The organism is Novosphingobium cyanobacteriorum, assembly GCF_029436685.1.
GTDB classification, from domain to species: Bacteria; Pseudomonadota; Alphaproteobacteria; order Sphingomonadales; family Sphingomonadaceae; genus Novosphingobium; species Novosphingobium cyanobacteriorum.
The window spans coordinates 36,563-55,259 of sequence record NZ_JAROCY010000003.1 but is presented as its reverse complement, the minus strand read 5'-3'; the positions used below and the strand labels follow the sequence as shown (position 1 = coordinate 55,259).

18 protein-coding genes are annotated in these 18,697 nt (G+C 65.2%); 11 read left to right on the top strand and 7 right to left on the bottom strand.

Annotated elements, in window-relative coordinates; all coding sequences use genetic code 11:
• Positions 1-82 precede the first annotated feature (82 nt).
• Together POM99_RS03550 and POM99_RS03545 are read left to right on the top strand one after the other, a co-directional pair.
• The gene (locus POM99_RS03550) at positions 83-1,276 is read left to right on the top strand and encodes a calcium-binding protein (protein ID WP_277275429.1); all 1,194 of its coding nucleotides are present in this window, start codon (positions 83-85) and stop codon (positions 1,274-1,276) included.
• Positions 1,277-1,316: 40 nt separating this feature from the next.
• Entirely contained in the window at positions 1,317-2,633 is a 1,317-nt protein-coding gene (locus tag POM99_RS03545; RefSeq protein WP_277275428.1) for a M28 family peptidase, read from the top strand.
• Positions 2,634-2,637: 4 nt separating this feature from the next.
• Here the strand turns inward: POM99_RS03545 and POM99_RS03540 are convergent, their stop codons facing one another.
• Entirely contained in the window at positions 2,638-3,639 is a 1,002-nt protein-coding gene (locus POM99_RS03540; RefSeq protein WP_277275427.1) for a sensor histidine kinase, read from the bottom strand.
• Between the two features lie 93 nt (positions 3,640-3,732).
• The gene (locus POM99_RS03535) at positions 3,733-4,980 is read right to left on the bottom strand and encodes an acetyl-CoA C-acetyltransferase (RefSeq protein WP_277275426.1); all 1,248 of its coding nucleotides are present in this window, start codon (positions 4,978-4,980) and stop codon (positions 3,733-3,735) included.
• Between the two features lie 122 nt (positions 4,981-5,102).
• Here POM99_RS03535 and POM99_RS03530 point away from each other — a divergent pair, with 122 nt between their 5' ends.
• From POM99_RS03530 to POM99_RS03515, 4 genes are all read left to right on the top strand, one after another.
• Positions 5,103-6,302 carry a M20 metallopeptidase family protein gene (locus POM99_RS03530; protein WP_277275425.1) on the top strand — a complete coding sequence of 400 codons (1,200 nt, stop codon included), beginning with the start codon at positions 5,103-5,105 and terminating at the stop codon, positions 6,300-6,302.
• 168 nt (positions 6,303-6,470) lie between these two features.
• Positions 6,471-7,550 (top strand): PAS domain-containing protein, encoded by a 1,080-nt coding sequence (locus tag POM99_RS03525; RefSeq protein WP_277275424.1) that lies wholly within the window; start codon positions 6,471-6,473, stop codon positions 7,548-7,550.
• A 62-nt stretch (positions 7,551-7,612) separates the two neighbouring features.
• Complete coding sequence (locus tag POM99_RS03520; RefSeq protein ID WP_277275423.1) at positions 7,613-7,963, top strand: response regulator; 351 nt, start codon at positions 7,613-7,615, stop codon at positions 7,961-7,963.
• A 43-nt stretch (positions 7,964-8,006) separates the two neighbouring features.
• Positions 8,007-8,783 (top strand): tyrosine-protein phosphatase, encoded by a 777-nt coding sequence (locus tag POM99_RS03515; protein WP_277275422.1) that lies wholly within the window; start codon positions 8,007-8,009, stop codon positions 8,781-8,783.
• A 6-nt stretch (positions 8,784-8,789) separates the two neighbouring features.
• Here the strand turns inward: POM99_RS03515 and POM99_RS03510 are convergent, their stop codons facing one another.
• Positions 8,790-9,521: a hypothetical protein gene (locus POM99_RS03510; protein ID WP_277275421.1), complete on the bottom strand. Its 732-nt coding sequence runs from the start codon at positions 9,519-9,521 to the stop codon at positions 8,790-8,792.
• Positions 9,522-9,687: 166 nt separating this feature from the next.
• On the opposite strand from POM99_RS03510, the gene trxB reads away from it, so the two are divergent.
• Entirely contained in the window at positions 9,688-10,659 is a 972-nt protein-coding gene (trxB, locus tag POM99_RS03505; protein WP_277275420.1) for a thioredoxin-disulfide reductase, read from the top strand.
• A gap of 57 nt (positions 10,660-10,716) precedes the next feature.
• On the opposite strand, the gene POM99_RS03500 is transcribed toward trxB, so the two are convergent.
• Genes POM99_RS03500 through POM99_RS03485 form a run of 4 tightly spaced genes read right to left on the bottom strand, consistent with a single transcriptional unit; the run spans position 10,717 to position 13,517 of the window.
• Positions 10,717-11,511, bottom strand: coding sequence for a hydrolase 1, exosortase A system-associated (locus POM99_RS03500; RefSeq protein ID WP_277275419.1), 795 nt, complete (start codon positions 11,509-11,511; stop codon positions 10,717-10,719).
• Positions 11,508-12,179, bottom strand: a complete 672-nt coding sequence (locus tag POM99_RS03495; RefSeq protein WP_277275418.1) for an alpha/beta hydrolase family protein — start codon at positions 12,177-12,179, stop codon at positions 11,508-11,510. The genes POM99_RS03500 and POM99_RS03495 overlap by 4 nt, the downstream gene beginning before the upstream one ends.
• Positions 12,176-12,436 (bottom strand): acyl carrier protein, encoded by a 261-nt coding sequence (locus POM99_RS03490; protein WP_277275417.1) that lies wholly within the window; start codon positions 12,434-12,436, stop codon positions 12,176-12,178. Before POM99_RS03490 ends, POM99_RS03495 begins: the two co-directional genes overlap by 4 nt.
• 34 nt (positions 12,437-12,470) lie before the next feature.
• Complete coding sequence (locus POM99_RS03485; RefSeq protein ID WP_277275416.1) at positions 12,471-13,517, bottom strand: GNAT family N-acetyltransferase; 1,047 nt, start codon at positions 13,515-13,517, stop codon at positions 12,471-12,473.
• Positions 13,518-13,548: 31 nt separating this feature from the next.
• Between POM99_RS03485 and POM99_RS03480 the strand changes: the two genes are divergently transcribed.
• From POM99_RS03480 to POM99_RS03465, 4 genes are all read left to right on the top strand, one after another.
• On the top strand, positions 13,549-15,078 hold the full coding sequence (locus tag POM99_RS03480; protein WP_277275696.1) for an acyl-CoA ligase (AMP-forming), exosortase A system-associated: 1,530 nt from the start codon (positions 13,549-13,551) through the stop codon (positions 15,076-15,078).
• Complete coding sequence (locus POM99_RS03475) at positions 15,075-16,313, top strand: pyridoxal-dependent decarboxylase, exosortase A system-associated (protein ID WP_277275415.1); 1,239 nt, start codon at positions 15,075-15,077, stop codon at positions 16,311-16,313. Before POM99_RS03480 ends, POM99_RS03475 begins: the two co-directional genes overlap by 4 nt.
• Positions 16,314-16,500: 187 nt before the next feature.
• Positions 16,501-17,148, top strand: a complete 648-nt coding sequence (locus POM99_RS03470) for an XrtA/PEP-CTERM system exopolysaccharide export protein (RefSeq protein WP_277275414.1) — start codon at positions 16,501-16,503, stop codon at positions 17,146-17,148.
• 22 nt (positions 17,149-17,170) lie between these two features.
• Entirely contained in the window at positions 17,171-18,688 is a 1,518-nt protein-coding gene (locus POM99_RS03465; RefSeq protein ID WP_277275413.1) for an XrtA system polysaccharide chain length determinant, read from the top strand.
• The last annotated feature ends 9 nt before the right edge of the window (positions 18,689-18,697 follow it).

The following is an 18,697-nucleotide window of genomic DNA, read 5'->3' as shown; positions in this document are numbered from 1 at the left end:
GCGTGGCGCGGTGCGGAGGCCGCCAAGGTGGATATCGGAGACGATATAAGCAATAATACTTATATCCTCTGGAGTCGGCGCAATGGCCTTCGTATCCGCTCAATCTGCATTCGACATTGCGCAATTAACCGATCCCGCACTTTATGATTTTTCCGACGGGCGACTTCTGCGGGACCCGGTCTTCGGGCTGTTTACCTTCAAGCGTGCAGTCGTGGTCAACACGCCGGGCGAGGGGGAAAGGCCCATGTCGGCCTTTGCTGGCTCTGGCTTCTCGTTCAGGGTCGATGGGACCGCTGAAACGGGTACGCTGACGGCCATCCTGCGGGGCGCCGGGGCAGGCGATTCCTTTGCGCGGCTGGACTGGGCGATCACGGGTCTTTCGGTCGATCTGCCCGCGGTGCAGGCCGCCGTCACGTCAGGCACGTATCTGCAGGTCGTCGGGGCAATGGCGAGCATGTTCTCGGCCAACGACGTGCTTCGGCTCTCGAACGAGCGCGATGTCGCCAAGGGATATGGCGGCAACGACGTGCTCTTTGGCAACGGTGGCAACGATTGGCTGCAGGGCGGCGAAGGGAACGACCGGCTCTATGGCGGCGCGGGCGTTGATTTTCTCGACGGTGGCGCCGGCAATGACCGATATTATGTCGACGATCCGCTCGACCACGTGCAGGAAAATGATCCGCAGGACGACGATTACCGTGATCAGGGCGGGTACGATCAGGTCTTCTCCACGGCGTCCTACAGCTTGGGCAATGGCAGCTCGGGAATGTATGTCGAAGTCCTGAAGCTGCTCGGGACTGCCGACATCGACGGCACCGGCAACTATCGCAACAACCTCTTGGTGGGCAATGAGGGGGCCAACACCCTGCAAGGGCGGGACGGCGCCGACGTCATCAAGGGCATGGGCGGGGCCGATCGCCTGCGTGGCGGCCTTGGCGCGGACAAGCTCTTCGGCGGAGCGGGGGCCGACACTTTCCTGTTCGACGATTGGGACCGCGCTTACCCCGCGCGTGACACCATCTACGATTTCAGCCGCGCCGAGGGCGATCGCATCGATGTTTCCGGGGTGGATGCCGATGCGACCAACAAGGGCACCAACGATGCCTTCAATTGGATCGGCGATGCGGTGTTCCATGGCGTGCCCGGAGAACTGCGCGTCGATCACACTGCGCGCAACACCTTCGTGCAGTTGGATTCCAACGGCGACGGCCTGGCTGACATCACGATCCGCCTGTCCGGCGTGATCGCGCTGCAAGCTTCGGACTTTGTGCTGTAAAGCGCTTGATGCGCCGGCCCTGGCCCGGCACTAGGAACGGATGAAACCAATCCGTCGCTCGTTCGCCGCGCTCGCCGCGCTTCTGCCCATCACTGCCCATGCCACCGACGGCACGGCGTGGGATATCGTTTCGGGCCTTACCACCGAAGTAGGCCCGCGCCTTGCCGGCAGCGAGGCCGAGGCGCGGGCCCGCGCGTGGAGCGTGGAAAAGCTGAAGGCGCTAGGCTTTCGCAATGTGCGGGCCGAACCGTTCACCATCCGTGGCTATGTCCGCGGGACCGACAGCGCGATGATCACGGCTCCAGTGCCGCAACGCCTGGCGGTCAGCGCGCTGGGTTTCAGCGGCGCCACGCCGGACAAGGGAGTGGAAGGTGAACTGGTCTACTTCGCCACGCTCGATGCGCTGAAGGCTGCGCCCGCTGGTTCGTTCAAGGGCAAGCTCGCCTTCATCGACCACGCCATGATGCCGGCGCAGGATGGGGCTGGCTATGGTCCCTATGGCAATGTGCGCCGGCAGGGGCCGGCAATCGCCGCGTCAAAGGGCGCGATCGGCGTACTGATCCGCTCAGCCGGCACCGATCATCACCGCAATCCTCATACCGGTGCCACCAACTGGCCGCAGGGTGCCGCGCCGATCCCGGCGGGCGCGGTGTCGGTGCCTGATGCGGAACTCGTCGCCCGGCTGGCCGCGCTGGGCAAGCCGCTGCGCGTGGTCCTTGCCCTCACTGGCAAGACGGTGGATGGCCTCCCTTCGGGCAACGTGGTGGGTGAACTGCCCGGCCGCGACCCTTCGCTGCCGCCGATCCTTGTTGGCTGCCATCTCGACAGCTGGGACCTTGGCACTGGCGCGATAGACGATGGCGCGGGCTGCGCCATTGTCACCGCCGCCGCCCTGCGCGCGCAGGCGGGGGGGCAGGCGCTGCGCACCATCCGCGTGCTGTGGGCGGGCAGCGAGGAACTGGGCGGCTTCGGGGGCGATGCCTATGCCAGGGCGCACGTCGCCGAACCCCACGCGCTGGCGATGGAGAGCGATTTCGGCGCGGACCGCGTGTGGCGGGTGGGCATGCGCATCGCGCCTGCGGTGGGCCAGCGTATCGTCGCTGCGCTCAATCCCATGGGCATCGTGCCCAGCCGCAGCAGCGAGGTGGAGGGCGGCACCGATGTTGAACCGATCATCGCGGCGCAGAAGCTGGCCGTGGTCGATCTCAACCAGGATGGCACGCGCTACTTCGACCTGCACCACACACCGGACGATACGCTGGACAAGATCGACCCGGCGCAGCTGGAACAGAACGTACAGGCGTGGACCGAAGTGCTGAAGATCGTGGCCAACGAGCCAGGCTCGCTGGCACCCTGACCGGTCAACCGGCGGAGAAGGTCACCACGGTGGTCACTCCGCCGTCACCGTCCACGGTCATCCGGCCGTTGAGCTGCGATACGAAGCCCCGGATGATCGCGGTGCCAAGGCCACGTGCTGCGGCGCCAACGGGCGCCTCGCCCAGGCCCCTGCCATTGTCGGCCACTGTCAGGCGCAGATTGCCTTGTGCGTCGTCGGCCAGTTCCACCAGCACGCGCGCATCCTCGTGCCCATCAAAGGCATGCTTGAAACTGTTGGTCAGGATTTCGCTGATCAGCAGCACCAGCGTCATCAGCCGCCCTGTTTCCAGCTTGATCGGCGCTATGCGAATATCGCAGGAAACAGGCCCTCGCGCCGTGACCTCACGCGTCTGCAGCACAACCTGCTCGATCTGTTCCCGCACGGAGAGCTCGCGCGCCAGCGGATCGTAAAGCTGGCGGTGGATGCGGCCCATCAGCTCGATCCGTGCATCGGCACGGTCGATCATTTCCAGCGCCAGCGAGGGGTCGCGCTCTATCTGCCGCCGCTTCAACCGCAGCATGGAAGCCACGCTGGCAAGGTTGTTGGCCACGCGGTGCTGCAGTTCCTTGAACAGCAGGGCCTGGTAATCGCCCATCGCCGCCAGTCGTGCCTCGCTTTCCTCCAGCTGCCGCTGGCGCTTCATCAGCCCGTCGATCAGCAGAACGTCGACCACCACGACAAAGGCGTAGAAGCCCATCGCCGTTGCACGTTGGCCATCGATCAGGAACGTGTGCTTGGGGGGAATGAAGAAATAGAGCGCGGCGAAACCGCTCAATACCCCGCAAAGCACCCCAGGACCGCGCCCCGCAAGGAAGGTCGAAAGGATCACCACCGGGAAGAACGTCAGGAACGGGAAACCCGGCGGGAACATCGGATCGAACGCATAGCGTACGCCGAAGCCCAGCAGGAACAGGGCGATTGCCACGCCATAGCCGGCAAGGCGACCGCGTATCGGCATGAACAGGGTGCGCGGCAGGCCGGTCATCGTCGGATGGCTTTTGCCCGCAGCCGGTTTCTGTTGCAACCGCGTAATTGACCGAACCGGCAGGCATCCTGCCGGTTCGGTCTTGGATTGGCGTCAGATGCGCTCGATCACGATAGCCGGGGCCATGCCGCCAGCGGCGCACATGGTGACGAGGCCATAGCGGCCGCCCGTACGCTCCAGTTCGTCGAGCACCGTGCCGATCAGGATTGATCCCGTCGCACCGATCGGGTGGCCCAGAGCCATCGCGCCTCCGTTCACGTTCACCTTGTCCCGATCGAGCTTGAGGTCACGGATGAACTTTTCCGCCACCACGGCAAAGGCCTCGTTGATTTCCCACAGGTCAATATCTTCCACCTGAAGGCCTGCCTTCTCCAGCACCTTCCGGGCCGCCGGAACCGGCGCGTTGAGCATCAGCGTGGGATCATCACCCTGGTTGGCATAGGCCACGATCCGGGCGCGTGGCTTCAGGCCATGCTTTTCGGCATAGGCGGGCGAGACGACGAGTATCGCAGCCGCGCCATCGACCACGCCGGACGAATTGCCCGCATGGTGGACGCCCTTCCATTCCAGCTCGGGATAACGGCGCTGGATCTGCTTGCGAAACGTGGTGCCGCCCAGGTCGAAGTCGGCAATCGAGTCAAAGCTGGCCCGCAGGCCGGCAAGGCCTTCGGCTGTCGTCTCGGGCCGCGGAAACTCCTCGCGATCCAGCGCCACCGTGCCGTCTTCGTTGTAGACCGGCACCACCGACTTGTCGAAGCGCCCTTCGCGGATCGCGCGATCGGCGCGCTCCTGGCTCACCAGCGCCAGCGCATCCAGTTCCTCGCGCGTGATGCCTTCGCGGGCAGCAATTGCATCACCGCACACCCCTTGGTGCGATTGCGGGTGGATTGCATCGAGCGCCATATTGCCCGAACCCATGCCAAGCTGCTTTATCCCGGCATTGGCCTGCTCGGCCCCGTACGCGGTCGTGAAGCTCATCGATTCGGCACCGCCGGCGATCACGCAATCCTCCATCCCGCTCATCACGCTGGCGCAGGCAAGGTTGACCGAGGTGATGCCGCCGCCGCAGAACCGGTCGAGCGTCACGCCGCTCGCGGAAATGTCGTAGCCGGCGGCCAGTGCGGCCATGCGGCCCAGGTCGCCCCCCTGCTTGCCCACTTGCGCCGACGTGGACCAGATGATGTCGTCCACCGTGCTGGTGTCGAGGTTGTTGCGGTCCTTCAGCGCCTTCAGCACCGTTGCAGCCAGTTGCTGCGGGTGAAGATGGGAAAGCGCGCCCTTGCCGGGCTTGCCGATTCCTCGCGGGGTGCGGACGGCGTCGATGATCAGTGCTTCGGGCATAGCAGATTCCTCCATTCGTTAATCGATCGATTAATGACATCCGGGCATTTGTGCAAGGAGGATGCTCGACAGCGCCGCCATGCCGGTCATAATGCGCCTGTTCGCCGGCAAAGGACCCAGCCATGCTACACGCGGATCTTCTTGAACAGGCACGCGGGTTCGGCCCGCAGATCGTCGCTTTGCGCCGCGCCATCCACTCCGAACCCGAACTGGGTCTGCATAACCCGCTCACGCGTGACAAGATTCGCGCCGCGCTGGCGCATCTCCCGCTCGAATGGCGCGAAGGGCCTTCCACCACCGGCCTGGTTGCAGTGCTCAAGGGAGGAGCAGGCGACGGGCGGCGCGTGCTCTTGCGCGGCGATACAGATGCCCTGCCAATGGACGAGGAAACCGGACTGGACTTTGCCTCTACCATTGCGGGCCGGATGCATGCGTGCGGACATGATACGCACACCGCCATGCTTGCCGGCGCCGCCGAAGTGCTTTGTGTGCGGCGGGAAAGCCTGGCCGGTGAGGTGATGTTCATGTTCCAGCCGGGGGAAGAGGGCTTCCACGGCGCACGCTTCATGCTGGGCGATGGGTTGATCGATCCTTTGCCGCAGGCCGCGTTTGCCTTGCATATCATGCCCAACAGCCCGCACGGTCTTGTCGCGGGGCGCAACGGTGCATTGCTGGCCTCGGCCGACCAGTTCGACATCATCGTCAGCGGTGCCGGCGGGCATGCCTCGATGCCGCATATGGCGCTTGATCCCATGCCCGTGGCAGCTGAAATCGTGACCGCAATCCAGGCCATGGTCACGCGCAAGTTTCCGGTGTCGGACCCCGTCGTCGCCACTGTGGCCAAGATCGACGGGGGCACGGCGCACAACGTAATCCCTGACAAGGTGCGCATGCGTGGCACTCTGCGCACGCTCTCGGTCGAAAATCGCGCACGTCTGCAGGAAGAATTGCATCGCCTGGCCGGCGGCATTGCGTCCGCCCATGGCATGGTGGCGGATGTCACCATCACGCCCGGATTTCCCGTTACTGTCTGCGATGCACGCGCGGTGGACCTGGGAGAATGTGTCGCCACGGACTTGGGCGGGGAAGGGCGCTTCCACCGCATGGACCATCCGATCATGGGCGCCGAAGACTTCTCCTATGTGCTGGAAAAGGTGCCGGGCGCTATGTTTTTCCTTGGCGTGTCGCATCAGGGGCAGGACTGGCGCAGCTGCTGCGGCATCCATTCACCCCGTATGGTGGTGGATGAAGCGGTGCTGCCTTTTGGCGCTGCCTTTCTGGCAGGCTGCGCGGAACGATTCCTCTCCCTTGGCTTTGAATGACGCAGTCCGGCAGTGCGGCTGATCATGCGACAATCTGGTCGCAATCGGCCAACAGGCTGAGACAACGTAAAAATCGTCACAAGTCGGGAACATGACCCGCCCCGAATGCATTAGCGCCCCCGGGGGATATCTTTATCGCGCAACATGGGCGTAATCGGGATTAGGTCGTTGTCAAAGTATCGGGAAGATCAGGCGCACAGGGCGTATGACGACAGCCCGGATCGCTTTCGGGCACACCATCCGGACGATGCGTTCGATGGCGCATCCGGAGTCCTGTTCGAACAGGCCATGGCACAGACACGCATGGCGATATGCCTGTGCGACCCGCACCAGCCCGATGCGCCGATCGTCTTCGCCAACCGGGCATTTCGTGCATTGAGTGGGTATGAAGAAGCCGAAATCGTCGGCCGAAATTGCCGTTTCATGCAAGGACCCGGCACGGACAGGGCCGCCGTTCGCCGGATCCGAGCGGCGCTAGAGCAGGAAGAGGTCATCGTTGTCGAGCTTCTGAATTATCGGAAGGACGGTTCCACCTTTTGGAACGCCCTTCACCTTGGTCCGATCTACGACGCTGAGGGGCGCCTTCTCTATTTTTTCGGGAGCCAGTGGGACGTGTCTGACGTTCGCGTCGCGCGTGCTGAGGAACGCCATGCGCGTGAACTCGCGCGCGAACTGTCTCATCGCATGAAAAACATGTTCGCGGTGATCGGCGGAATCGTGAACTTCACTGGCCGTACCCGTGGAATCGAAGCCGAGGCGCGGGAGATAAACGAGCGAATTCAGGCGCTTGGCCGTGCGTACGAAACCACGCTGGATGAAGCGTCGAGCGGGTTCATCGAAGTGGGGCAGGCCATCCGATCGGTGCTCGCCCCCTACGATCCGCAAGGGACCCGGATCCATTTCGAAGGCAATGGCCTGCGCAGCGATTTTTCTGCCGTGTCGGTGCTGGGCCTTTCCTTGCACGAGTTGGCGGCCAATGCCGTCAAGCATGGGGCTCTCAGTCGCCAGACCGGGCAGGTCACGGTTCGCTGGGCCCGCAATGGGGCACCCGGCGCACCGACCATCGTGATCAACTGGATCGAGCAGGGAGGTCCGCCTGTCGACCTTCAGCACCTGCTGCTGGAGTCACGCGATCCGGGAATTGTTGACAGGATGTTGGCCATGGCAAGGGGAAACATTATGCGCGAATGGCGGAAGGATGGCCTGTGGGCGACATTGCGGCTCCCATTGCGTGAAGATGTCGCGTGAACGTCGTTCAGCCGTTTCATGGACCTTGCGATGAGGGCAATCGCCACAGGTGCCGCGTCCTCGTGCTTGATGACGAGCCGCTGATCCTGCTTGACCTGGAATTCGCGGTTGAGGACGCAGGCTGCATTCCACTCACCGCTCTCGCCCTGGACGAAGCGCTGACCATCGTGCGTGACGAGGCCATTGCAGCGGCTATACTCGATGTCTCACTGGGCAAGGGCCAGACCTGCGAACCTGTCGCCCGCGAGCTTGCCGCGCGAGGGGTGCCCTATGTCCTTCACACCGGCGATCTCGATCGCATGGATGAAGGCGTGCGGCGTTTGGGCGGTCTTCTGGTCCCCAAGCCTACGCCAGCCGCAGTTGTTGTCGCGAGGGCGCTGGAAGGCGTGCGACCAGATCCTAACTTCGCATAAGCGGTGCTTGACCGACCGGGCGATTAGCTGGCACGGCACCATGATGACCGACCGCGTTCTCGATCTCGATGGCATCCACAACTTTCGCGATTATGGCGGTTATGCAGCCCAGGATGGCCGCCTGCGCCAAGGGTTGCTCTGGCGTTCAGGCCAGCATCGCGGCGCCAGCGTGAACGATCTTGCAAAGGTCCATGCCTTGGGCCTCGAAACGGTCATCGACCTGCGCGGCGATAGCGAACGTGCCGCAAACCCCTGCTTGCGGCACGACGATTTCGGCGCTGCGGTGCTGTTTCATCCAGGCGAGACGGCCGCCAGCAATTCGGGCCGCGCTGCGCATGAAGAGTGGGCAGATCAAGTCCGCACGGTAGAGGATGCGCGCAATGCCATGGTGCGCCTCTATCAAGGGCTGCCTTTTCGCCCGGTGCTGATTGGCTCTTACCGCCTCTTCTTTCATGCGCTCGCGCATGGTCGAGGACCCAGCCTGCTGCACTGTGTGGCCGGCAAGGACCGCACCGGCATTGGTGCCGCCCTGCTGCACACCCTGCTCGGCGTTCATCCCGACGATGTCATGTCGGACTACCTGCTGACCAACACCGCCGGTAACCAGGAAAGTCGCCTTGCAGCCTTGCGCAGCCACATGTCGAGCGATGGCCTCAACGAAGCCGCACTGCGCGTGCTCATGGGCGTGGAGGCCTCGTTCCTCGATTCCGCGTTTGACGAGATCCGCCAGCGGCATGGGTCGGTCGAACGCTATGCCGAGGCGGTCCTTGGCGTCGATGCAGACATGCGCGCGGCCATCGCCGCACGACTGGTCATCTGATCCGCATCAGAACTCGGTTTCCAGCACCAGCCTGAACTGGCCCTTGGTGTCGTCCCGCGCCTTGCCGAAAGCAAACAGGTAGCCGATCTCGACGTCGATTTCCGGACCAAGTCCCTCGATTTCGGTGAAGGCCACCGGACCGATGAAATGCTCTGCGCGTGGGGCAAAGTCCCTGAATGTGCCCAGTCCCCCAAAGGCCTTTGCTCCCACCTTGAACGCGTCACCGGCCACGGCATATTCAACGGCGGCCGCATAGCTCACTTCCACCGGCGCGCCTTGGGTCAGCGGCTTTTCCGCGATCAGGTTCAGCCGGGCGTCAAACTTTCCGCTGCGCTTTTCCAGCAGCAGCTTGCCCTCCAGAACGTCGCTGTTGCCGTTCAGCCCGATGCCGTATTCGCCATAGAAACCCACGTCGATTCCGGCCACCTGACCCAGCGCCAGCATGGTTTCAACTCCGGCTTCTTCTGCCTTGCGGGGGCCGCCGGGCTCTCGCTCGATCTCGACGAACGTCGCCACGCGCAGACGGCTGCTGGGGGAATAGGCGAATTCCAGCTTCACCGCGTTTTCGCCGGCGTCGGGCCCGCCGGCCAGCACGCCGCTGATCGCCTCTACCTCGAATTCGCCCCTGTTGGTCCGGGCCGAGTAGACTTCTCCCGCAAGCCCGGGTGCCGCCTGAGCAGTGACAGGCAGCATCTGCGCCGCCACGCCGAGCGCAGCCGCGCAAAGACTCTTCTTCATTGAAACCCCCTCCGTCCCCGATGCCCCGCTAATGAGAGGGACTTGCAATAGCAACAGGAGAAAGCCGGCCTTTACCTTGATCCAGATCAAATTGCGGGAATACCCCCGGTGCCGGACTCGTATTTCCTTCAGGCGCGTTCTATCTCGCGCGGCAACGGAGGATTTCATGGCGACCACCCATTCGACCCGCATGCTCATCATCGGATCCGGCCCGGCCGGTCTTTCCGCCGCGATCTATGGCGCGCGCGCCGGCATGCGGCCGATCGTGGTGCAGGGGCTTCAGCCGGGTGGACAGCTGACCATCACCACCGACGTGGAGAACTATCCCGGCTTTCGTGACGTTATCCAGGGCCCTTGGCTGATGCAGGAAATGCAGGCCCAGGCCGAACACGTCGGCACCCGCATGATGTGGGATACCATCACCGAAGTCAGCATGGACGGCTCGCCCTTCCGCGCCATCGGCGACAGCGGGGATGTGTACGAGGGTGACGTGCTGGTCATCGCCACCGGCGCGCAGGCCAAATGGCTCGGCGTGCCGGGTGAACAGGACTATTCGGGCAAGGGCGTTTCCGCCTGCGCCACCTGCGACGGGTTCTTCTATCGCGGCAAGAAGGTCGTGGTCATCGGCGGCGGCAACACTGCGGTGGAAGAGGCACTTTACCTCACCAACCACTCGCCCGACGTCACCCTGATCCACCGCCGCGATTCGCTGCGTGCGGAAAAGATCCTGCAGGACCGTCTGTTTGCGCACCCCAACGTGAAGGTGCTGTGGAACAAGGCGGTCGAAAGCTTCACCGGTGAAGGCGGAGGCCTGCTTCGTGCGGTCAATCTGGTCGATACCGTCACGGGTGAAAAGTCGGCGGTGGAAACCGACGGCGCCTTCGTCGCCATCGGCCATGCCCCCGCCACTGAACTGTTCAAGGACAAGCTCCAGCTTGATGAGAGCGGTTACATCGTCGTCCAGCCCGGTACGCCCAAGACGGCGATCCCCGGCGTCTTCGCCTGTGGCGACGTGATGGACCACACCTATCGCCAGGCTGTCACCGCCGCCGGCACGGGCTGCATGGCTGCGCTTGATGCCGAACGCTTCCTTGCCGAACTCGATTTCGAACGCGCGCAGGTCGCCGAAGTCGGCTGAGCGCTTTAGCAAAGCTGGTGCTGCAAGCCTTCGACGGATGTCGAAGGCGCACCAAACTCAATGGCGCACCGCTGTCGCCTCGATCAGCCGGTCAAACAGCCAGTCTTGCGCATCTTCATCGCTGAAGCTGTGCGAAGCGCTGTCATGCCGCTGCACCCGCACATCGCCTGAAGGCCAGTGTGCGGCAAAAACCTGCGCCACCCGGTCGCCCTCTGCCAGCAGGATGGCCACCGGCCCGCCAAAGCGAGCCAGCCCGGCCTGAATTTCCGCCGCCAGCCCGCTCGGCCCGCCCTTGCGCGTCGATGCTTTCAGCCCGCGCAACAGCTTGCCCATGTTGACCTTGCCGGTCAGCAGCCGAAGCAGCGCCACCGGATCGCGCAGCTTGTGCCAATAGCGGCGCCGCAGCGCTTCGGGCGCATGGCCGGCCGCGTCGTCCTCGTCTTCGATTGTCCACGGGTTTGCCAGCACCAGTGCGTCGATCCCCGGCAGATCGGCGGCGAACAGCGACAGTGCGCTCGCCGCGTCGCAATTGCCGAAAGCCACCACCCGGCGCAGGTGCGGGGCCGCCGCGCGGAACGCTTGCAACGCCGCGGCGATATCGGGCGCACTGCCGCGAAAACCCTTGTTGTCGCCCTCGCTCTCACCCACGCCGCGCCGGTCGTATCGCATCACCGGCACACCTTCGGCCGCCAGCCGCGCAGCCATGCGCGCTTGCCCGCCCCAGGCTCCGGCGCGGATTTCGTTGCCGCCCGAAACGATCAGCAGGCCGGTCGATCCCGCCGCGCTGGCGCTGTCCAGCGTTGCCGCCAGTGTCCGCCCTTCGCAGATGAAGTGCAGGTGCCGCCGGTTCATGCGGCAATGCCCTCGGCGATGATCGCGGCCAGCGCATTGGCTTGCCCGGGATCCTCACCAGGTTCGGCCCGCAGCCACAGCGCCCCGCCGCCAAGGTCCGATTGGCGGATCTCCCGCTGCCCCTCGTCCAATGGCATCGCCGATTCCAGCCCTGCCACCAACGCCGCGCCCAGCCGGTAACCCGCCAGGTCCAGCCCTTCTTCACGCCCGATCTCCAGCAACTCAGCGCTGCTTTCCGCCAGCCCTGCCTCGCGGCCGGCCAGGGTCCGCGCGCGCAGCATCTGGCGCAGCAGGCTGGCACCCTTCACAGGTTCCAGCACCCAGCCCGGCAGCGCATTGGGAAACACCAGCGCCCCGCCACGCACGGCCAGCACATGGCTGGCGCGGAAATGCGCCGCCGCCTGCGCCATCGCCTTGCGCCAGCTGTAAAGGCTCTGTGCCTCGAACGCCTGCACACTCTCGTTGCAGCCGGGCAGGTCGGGCAGCACGCTGTCCACGCCCACGATGTCCAGCCGCCGCATGGTTTCGATCAGGAAACGCCGCGTCCGGTTCATCTCGTCGAACAGCGGTGGTACGATCAGCAGCCGGTGCCGGCGCTGGCGGTCGAACGTGACAGCCAGTTCCTCGGTCGGCCCGCCTGGGCCGGGGCAGGGCCAGCCCGCGTTCACGCGCCTCGCTTGCCGTCCACGAAGGTCAGCAGTGCGCCAAAGGTCTCCAGCATTTCGCCATCCACCTCGTCGTCCTCGATGATGATGTCGAAACGATCCTCGATCTCGGTCAGCAGGCCCGCCACGGCCATCGAATCCAGCTCCGGCATCGCGCCGAACAGGCCGGTTTCGGCATCCAACGCGGCAGCCCGCTCTTCGGAAAGGCTCAGCACGTCCCGCAGGATCGTACGCAGCGTCAGGCCAGTATCGTTGCCCATATCGTTAACCCCTGTGGATCGCTCGGCCCGGCGTCTAACCAGCCGCTCGCGCTGAAACAAGGGCTTGCTCGCCGCTTGCCCCGCCGCGCAGAACGCGCCGGCCCACCAGTCTGGCCAATCCCTTCCAGTGCCGCACGGCCCCGGCGCGATAGGCTTCGATGGCAAAACGCGGCCTCACCGCCTCCATCCAGTCGCGCTTGTAGGGATCGTTCCCGGTGCCGAAGTCCACAAGCGCCACGCCATCGCGGTCGATTACCTGTTCGAACATCGCCGCGCTCAGCAGCGTACCCGGCGAATGCGCCTTGGCCCGCTCGTCATGTGCCAGCTTGTGGATGAAGGCCGTGCCTGCCTCCACTGTCCAGAACTGCGCCGCCACCGGCTGCCCTTTGATCTCCGCAATGCCCAGCCGCAGCGATCCCGCAGCACTTTCGTCTTCGGCCCATTGGCGCAGAAAGGCGGGGCTGCCTTCGCCGGGTTTCCAGCTCAGGCGGTACACGGTTTCATAGGCGTCCCAATCCGCCGGATCGAATACGCTGGCAATGCGCAGCGCCACCACGCCCTTCTTTCCCTTGCGCCGCACCGTTTCGCGCAGCGCACCCGGTCGGGCCGTCCAGTATTCGGCAAAGCTGCGCCCGCGCAGGTTCAGGATATGGTTCACGTCGCACTGTGCCATCTGCGCGATCCACCCGGCTTCCCGCAGTGCCGCCGCCATGGCCTGCGCTTCCATTTCGGGCAGGGCGGAAAGCCGCGCCGCGCCCGCAGGCGTCAGGCTTTGCGCAATCGCGGCCAACAGGCGTGGGGCCTTTGATTCCGCGTTCCACACTGGCCGCGCGGTAAAGCTGTACCAGTTGGCCAGCGAACGCACGCCGTCGTTGTCCTGCATCAGCGGCAGCACGGCCATCGCATCGCCGTCGCGCGCCACGGCCAAGAAGCAGCGTTCACCCGGCAGGCACGCGTCCGCCAGCATGCGCAGCCAGTCCAGCCTGTCGAACGGAGAACGCGCCGTCCCGCGCGCCATCAATGCGGCGATATCCGCATCGGCTTGCGCTTCGGCCAGTTCGGCGTGATAGACCGCGACCAAGACCTGTCCTTCTTCCAAGCTGTGCGAGCGCCTGTTGCCAGAGCCCGATTCCAACGTTCTGCCACTTGACCATCTGGCCCTGCGCGGGGCGCCGGATGCGCCCGCACTGCTGTTCAAGGATCGCAGCCTTAGCTTCGAGGCGTTAAATCGCCGTATAGGCCAGCTTGCGGCGTGGCTCTCGGCACAAGTGCCTGAACGTGGCGCGCGTATCGCCACTTGGCTTGCCAAGACAGAGCTTGCCTGCCTCATGCCGCTGGCCGCCGTCCGGGCCGGGCTGGTTCACGTGCCGGTCAATCCACTGTTCAAACGCGCGCAGCTCGCGCACATCATGGCCGATAGCGGTGCGGTGCTGCTCCTTTCGAACAAGGCCCGCCTCGATACGCTCGAACCCGGCGATGCGGCTGCCGTGCTGGAAGAAGCCGCCGTGTGGCAGGCCGTTGATCACCTCGACCCGCTCGGCCCTTCGGCTGGCGCTGCCGATGATCTCGCCGCCATTCTCTACACCAGCGGTTCCACCGGCCGGCCCAAGGGCGTGATGCTGTCCAACGCCAATCTCTGGCTCGGCGCGGTCAGCGTGGCGCATTACCTGAAGGTCACGCCGCAGGACCGCGTGCTCGCCGTGCTGCCCTTCGCCTTCGATTACGGGCAGAACCAGCTGCTTTCCACCTGGTTCGCAGGCGCCGCCGTCGCCCCGCTCGATTACCTGACCCCGCGTGACGTGGTGAAGGCGGTGAACCGCTTCGACGTGACCACCATCGCCGCCGTCCCGCCCTTGTGGGTGCAACTGGTCGAACAGGCCTGGCCGCCCGAAGTCGCCGCGCAGCTGCGTCGGCTCACCAACAGCGGCGGTGCGCTCACCCCCGGCCTCGTCCGCTCCTTGCGCACCCTGTTCCCGCAGGCCGATCTCTATCCCATGTACGGCCTGACCGAGGCGTTCCGCTCCACCTACCTTGAACCCGCGCTGGTGGATGAACACCCCACGTCGATCGGCAAGGCGATCCCCTTTGCCGAAATCCTCGTCGTCAACGATGCAGGCCATGAAGCCGCGCCGGACGAGGAAGGCGAACTCGTCCACGCCGGGCCGCTGGTGGCGCAGGGCTATTGGCAGGACGCGGCGCGGACCGCGGAACGCTTCCGCCCCGCGCCGCCCTTTGCGAAGATGGGTGGCATGGCGGTGTGGTCGGGCGACCGCGTCCGCCGCGATGCCGCCGGGCTGCTCCACTTCGTCGGCCGGCGCGATGCCATGATCAAGACCAGCGGCAATCGCGTTTCCCCCCAGGAGGTTGAGGACGCCGCCGTGGCCACCGGACTTGTGCGCGAGGCTGTGGCGCTGGGCCTGCCCGATCCTGCGCTGGGCCAGGCCATCCATCTAGTCGTCCGCGCCGAAGGGGATGATGCCAGCGATCAACTGCGTGCCGCGCTGGTGCGTGAACTGCCCAACTTCATGATTCCCAAGGCGATCCACTGGCGCGCCACCTTGCCGCTCGGCCCCAATGGCAAGCTTGATCGCACGGGCATTTACCGGGAATTATCCGAAGATCTGCAAGGGCAGGGCGCATGAAGCCACTCGGCCCCATCCCTCCCGGTTTCGCCGCCATCGATGGCGAGCTCGCCATCGCCGGTCGCAAGGCGAGCGATCTGGCGGCTGAGGCCGGCCGCACGCCCCTGTTCGTCTATGACGGTGGCCTCGTCGCGTCCCGCGTGGCCGCACTGCGCGCCGCCATGCCCGCGCGGCTCCATCTTCACTATGCGGTCAAGGCCAACCCCTTCGCCCCGTTGCTGGCGTTGATGACCGGCCTGGTCGATGGATTCGACATCGCCTCGGGCGGTGAACTCGCGCTGGCGCAGGCGGCTGGGCTCGATCCGGCGCGGATCAGCTTCGCCGGCCCCGGCAAGCGCGATGACGAACTGCAGGCCGCCATCGCCGCAGGCGTCACTCTCAACCTCGAATCCGCCCGCGAAGCTGATCGCGCGCTCGCCATCGGGGAACGTCTCGGCGTCACGCCCCGTCTTGCCATCCGGGTGAACCCCGATTTCGGCCTGCAGGGATCGGGCATGAAGATGGGCGGCGGTGCCAAGCAGTTCGGCATCGATGCGGTACTGGTCCCCGCGCTGGCCCGCCGCATCGTCGCGTCAGGCGCGGAATGGCGCGGCTTCCACATCTTCGCCGGCAGCCAGGCGCTCGATGCTGCCGCCATCGTCGAAACCCAGGCGCAGACCCTGCTGCTCGCCGCTCGCCTTGCGGAAGATGCAGGTGTCGCGCTGCCCCGGTGCAACCTCGGCGGCGGCTTCGGCATCCCCTATTTCCCCGGCGACAGGCCGCTCGATCCCGGCCCCATCGGTGCAGCCCTGGCCGAACGGTTCGAAACGCTGCCCGCCGTGCTGCAGGAAACCCGGTTCTGCCTCGAACTCGGCCGCTATCTCGTCGGCGAAGCAGGGGTTTACCTGACCCGGATCGTTGATCGCAAGGAAAGCCATGGCGAGGTGTTCCTCGTCACCGACGGCGGCCTGCATCATCAGCTCGCCGCCAGCGGCAACTTCGGCACCGTGGTCCGCCGCAACTATCCCGTCGCCATCGCCAGCCGTTTCGATGCCGAACCGGCAGAGGAAGCCAGCGTCGTCGGCTGCCTGTGCACCCCGCTTGATCGGCTGGCGGACAAGGCGCACCTGCCCCGCGCGGAAGAGGGTGATCTCGTCGCCCTTTTCTGCGCCGGGGCCTATGGCGCCACGGCCAGCCCGATGCAGTTCCTGGGGCAGGGCCCCGCGGCGGAAATGTTAATCGCGCCAGAACGTTAACACCTCCGCCAGCCGCTGTCCCGTAACGGGACCGGCGCGGAATCGTGCTTGTCCCGCAGCGCGTTGCCATCAAGGCTAACGGTATCTTCACCCTTTCCGGCGATAGCGCAGGGTGAAGCCGGCTGTCTGTCCGGTCCCGCTGCGGGACAGGAAAGGCAGGTTTTCCGGCCCGCGTGAAGGATGACCGATGCCGTTCGATAGCCGCCTTGCCCGCCTTCTTGCCGGCACCGCCGTCGCCAGCCTGACGCTGACCGGCTGCGCCGCGGGCGGCAGCACGGCGCAATTGCCGCCGGCCAGCTTCGTGGCGCTGCAGGAAGGCCCGGGCGAGGAATACGTGATCGGCCCGCTTGATGAGCTGACCATCTTCGTCTGGCGCAATCCCGAACTCGGCGCGCAGGTGCAGGTGCGGCCCGACGGGCGCATCACCACGCCCCTGATCACCGACATGCCCGCCGTGGGCAAGACGCCATCGATGCTGTCCGAAGATATCAAGCTCCAGCTCTCGCAGTATATCCAGGAGCCGATCGTCTCGGTCATCGTCAACAAGTTCGCCGGCACGTTCAGCCAGCAGGTGCGCATCGTCGGCGCCACCGAAAAGCCGGCCTCGATCCCCTATCGCGCCAACATGACCCTGCTAGATGCGATGATCGCCGTGGGCGGCCTGTCGGAATACGCCGCGGGCAACCGCGCCCGCCTCGTCCGCTTCGACAAGCAGACCGGCAAGCAGAAGGAATACGGCGTCAAGATCGGCGATCTGCTGCGCAAGGGCGATACCCGCGCCAACGTGATGCTGATGCCGGGCGACGTCATCATCATCCCCGAAAGCACGTTCTGAGGCGGATGGGGATCGCAGCGGCATGACCAACATCTACGAAGAAGTGCGCATCGCGCTCTATGGCATCTGGCACCGCCGCTGGCTGGCGCTCGCCATCGCCTGGGGCGTCTGCCTGCTCGGCTGGCTGGTCGTGGCGATGGTGCCCAACAGCTATGAATCCAAGGCGCGCATCTTCGTCCAGATCGACGACGTGCTGTCTGACCAGATCGGCATCGGCGGCGATCGCAAGCGCGACATCGAACGCGTGCGCCAGACGCTGACCAGCGCGGTGAACCTCGAAAAGGTCGTCCGCGCCACCCGGCTGGGAGACAAGGTCACCTCCGACAAGGAGATGGAGGCCGCCGTGCTCTCGCTCGGCAAGACGATCAAGGTCGTCAGCCAGCAGGACAACCTGTTCGAAATCAGCGCCACCTCCGGCCGTGGCGGCTTTTCCGATGCGGAAAATGCCAAGCTGGCGCAGGACACCGTGCAGAAGATGATCGACATCTTCCGCGAGGAGAACCTGGCCGGCGGGCGTGGCGAGATGAGCGATACGCTCGCCTTCATGGACCAGCAGCTGGCTGACCGGCAGAAGGATCTCGAAGCCGCAGAGCAGAAGCGCCAGGAGTTCGAAAGCAAGAACGCCGCGCTCATGCCCGGCACCGGCTCGCTCACTGGCAAGCTCGAAGGCGCGCGCAGCGAACTGCGCGGCGTGGAGTCCGATCTTCTCGCCGCCCAGAGCGCGCTGGCCTCGGTCAACGGACAGCTTTCCGGCACGCCGCCCACCATCATGGTCCCAGGCGTCACTGGCGGGGCCAAGGGCAGCCTGGCCCAGGCCCAGTCCGATCTTGGCGGCATGCGCGCGCGCGGCCTCACCGATTCGCACCCCGATGTCATCGCCATCAAGGCGCAGATCGCCCAGCTTTCCAAGGCTGCGGCCAACGAACCCGGCCACGCCGGCACGCCAAATCCGGCCTACACCAGCCTGATGTCGATCAAGGCCGATCGCGAGGCGAGCATCGTTGCGCTGCAATCGCGCAAGGCTTCGCTGCAGCAGGAAATCGCCGACTTCACCACGCAGCAATACAGCGAGCCCGCCGTCGCCGCCGAAGCCTCGCGTATCAACCGCGATTACGACGTGCTGAAGGAACAGTATGACAAGCTGCTGAAGGATCGTGAGGAGCTGCGCCTGCGCGGGCAGGTGGAAAGCGAACGCGATGCGGTGAAGTTCGAAGTCATCGATCCGCCAACCACCCCGCGCAGCCCATCTGCGCCAGACCGCCCGATGCTGCTGGTGCTGGTCCTGATCGTCGGCCTTGGCGCGGGTTGCGGCGGCGCCTTCGCCATTGCGCAACTGCGCTCCACCTATTCCACCACCGGCCAGCTTGAACGCGCCACCGGCCTGCCGGTTCTGGGTTCGGTGTCGCTGACCATGAGCCGCACCGCGCGCACGCTTTACTGGAAGCACCTCAAATGGTTCGCCGGGGCGGGCAGCGGCCTTCTCTTCGTGCTGTTCCTGCTGATGGCGGTCGAATTCATGAAACGCGGCATGGTGGCGTGAGCGGGGAAA

Excerpts from the sequence above, each read along its gene's own strand:
- POM99_RS03475 (WP_277275415.1), top strand. The coding sequence starts at position 15,075 with ATGAAGCCACTCGGCCCCATCCCTCCCGGTTTCGCCGCCATCGATGGC.
- POM99_RS03530 (WP_277275425.1), top strand. The coding sequence starts at position 5,103 with ATGCTACACGCGGATCTTCTTGAACAGGCACGCGGGTTCGGCCCGCAG.
- POM99_RS03540 (WP_277275427.1), bottom strand. The coding sequence starts at position 3,639 with ATGACCGGCCTGCCGCGCACCCTGTTCATGCCGATACGCGGTCGCCTT.
- POM99_RS03500 (WP_277275419.1), bottom strand. The coding sequence starts at position 11,511 with ATGAACCGGCGGCACCTGCACTTCATCTGCGAAGGGCGGACACTGGCG.
- trxB (WP_277275420.1), top strand. The coding sequence starts at position 9,688 with ATGGCGACCACCCATTCGACCCGCATGCTCATCATCGGATCCGGCCCG.
- POM99_RS03550 (WP_277275429.1), top strand. The coding sequence starts at position 83 with ATGGCCTTCGTATCCGCTCAATCTGCATTCGACATTGCGCAATTAACC.
- POM99_RS03510 (WP_277275421.1), bottom strand. The coding sequence starts at position 9,521 with ATGAAGAAGAGTCTTTGCGCGGCTGCGCTCGGCGTGGCGGCGCAGATG.
- POM99_RS03545 (WP_277275428.1), top strand. The coding sequence starts at position 1,317 with ATGAAACCAATCCGTCGCTCGTTCGCCGCGCTCGCCGCGCTTCTGCCC.
- POM99_RS03515 (WP_277275422.1), top strand. The coding sequence starts at position 8,007 with ATGACCGACCGCGTTCTCGATCTCGATGGCATCCACAACTTTCGCGAT.
- POM99_RS03535 (WP_277275426.1), bottom strand. The coding sequence starts at position 4,980 with ATGCCCGAAGCACTGATCATCGACGCCGTCCGCACCCCGCGAGGAATC.
- POM99_RS03490 (WP_277275417.1), bottom strand. The coding sequence starts at position 12,436 with ATGGGCAACGATACTGGCCTGACGCTGCGTACGATCCTGCGGGACGTG.
- POM99_RS03470 (WP_277275414.1), top strand. The coding sequence starts at position 16,501 with ATGCCGTTCGATAGCCGCCTTGCCCGCCTTCTTGCCGGCACCGCCGTC.
- POM99_RS03465 (WP_277275413.1), top strand. The coding sequence starts at position 17,171 with ATGACCAACATCTACGAAGAAGTGCGCATCGCGCTCTATGGCATCTGG.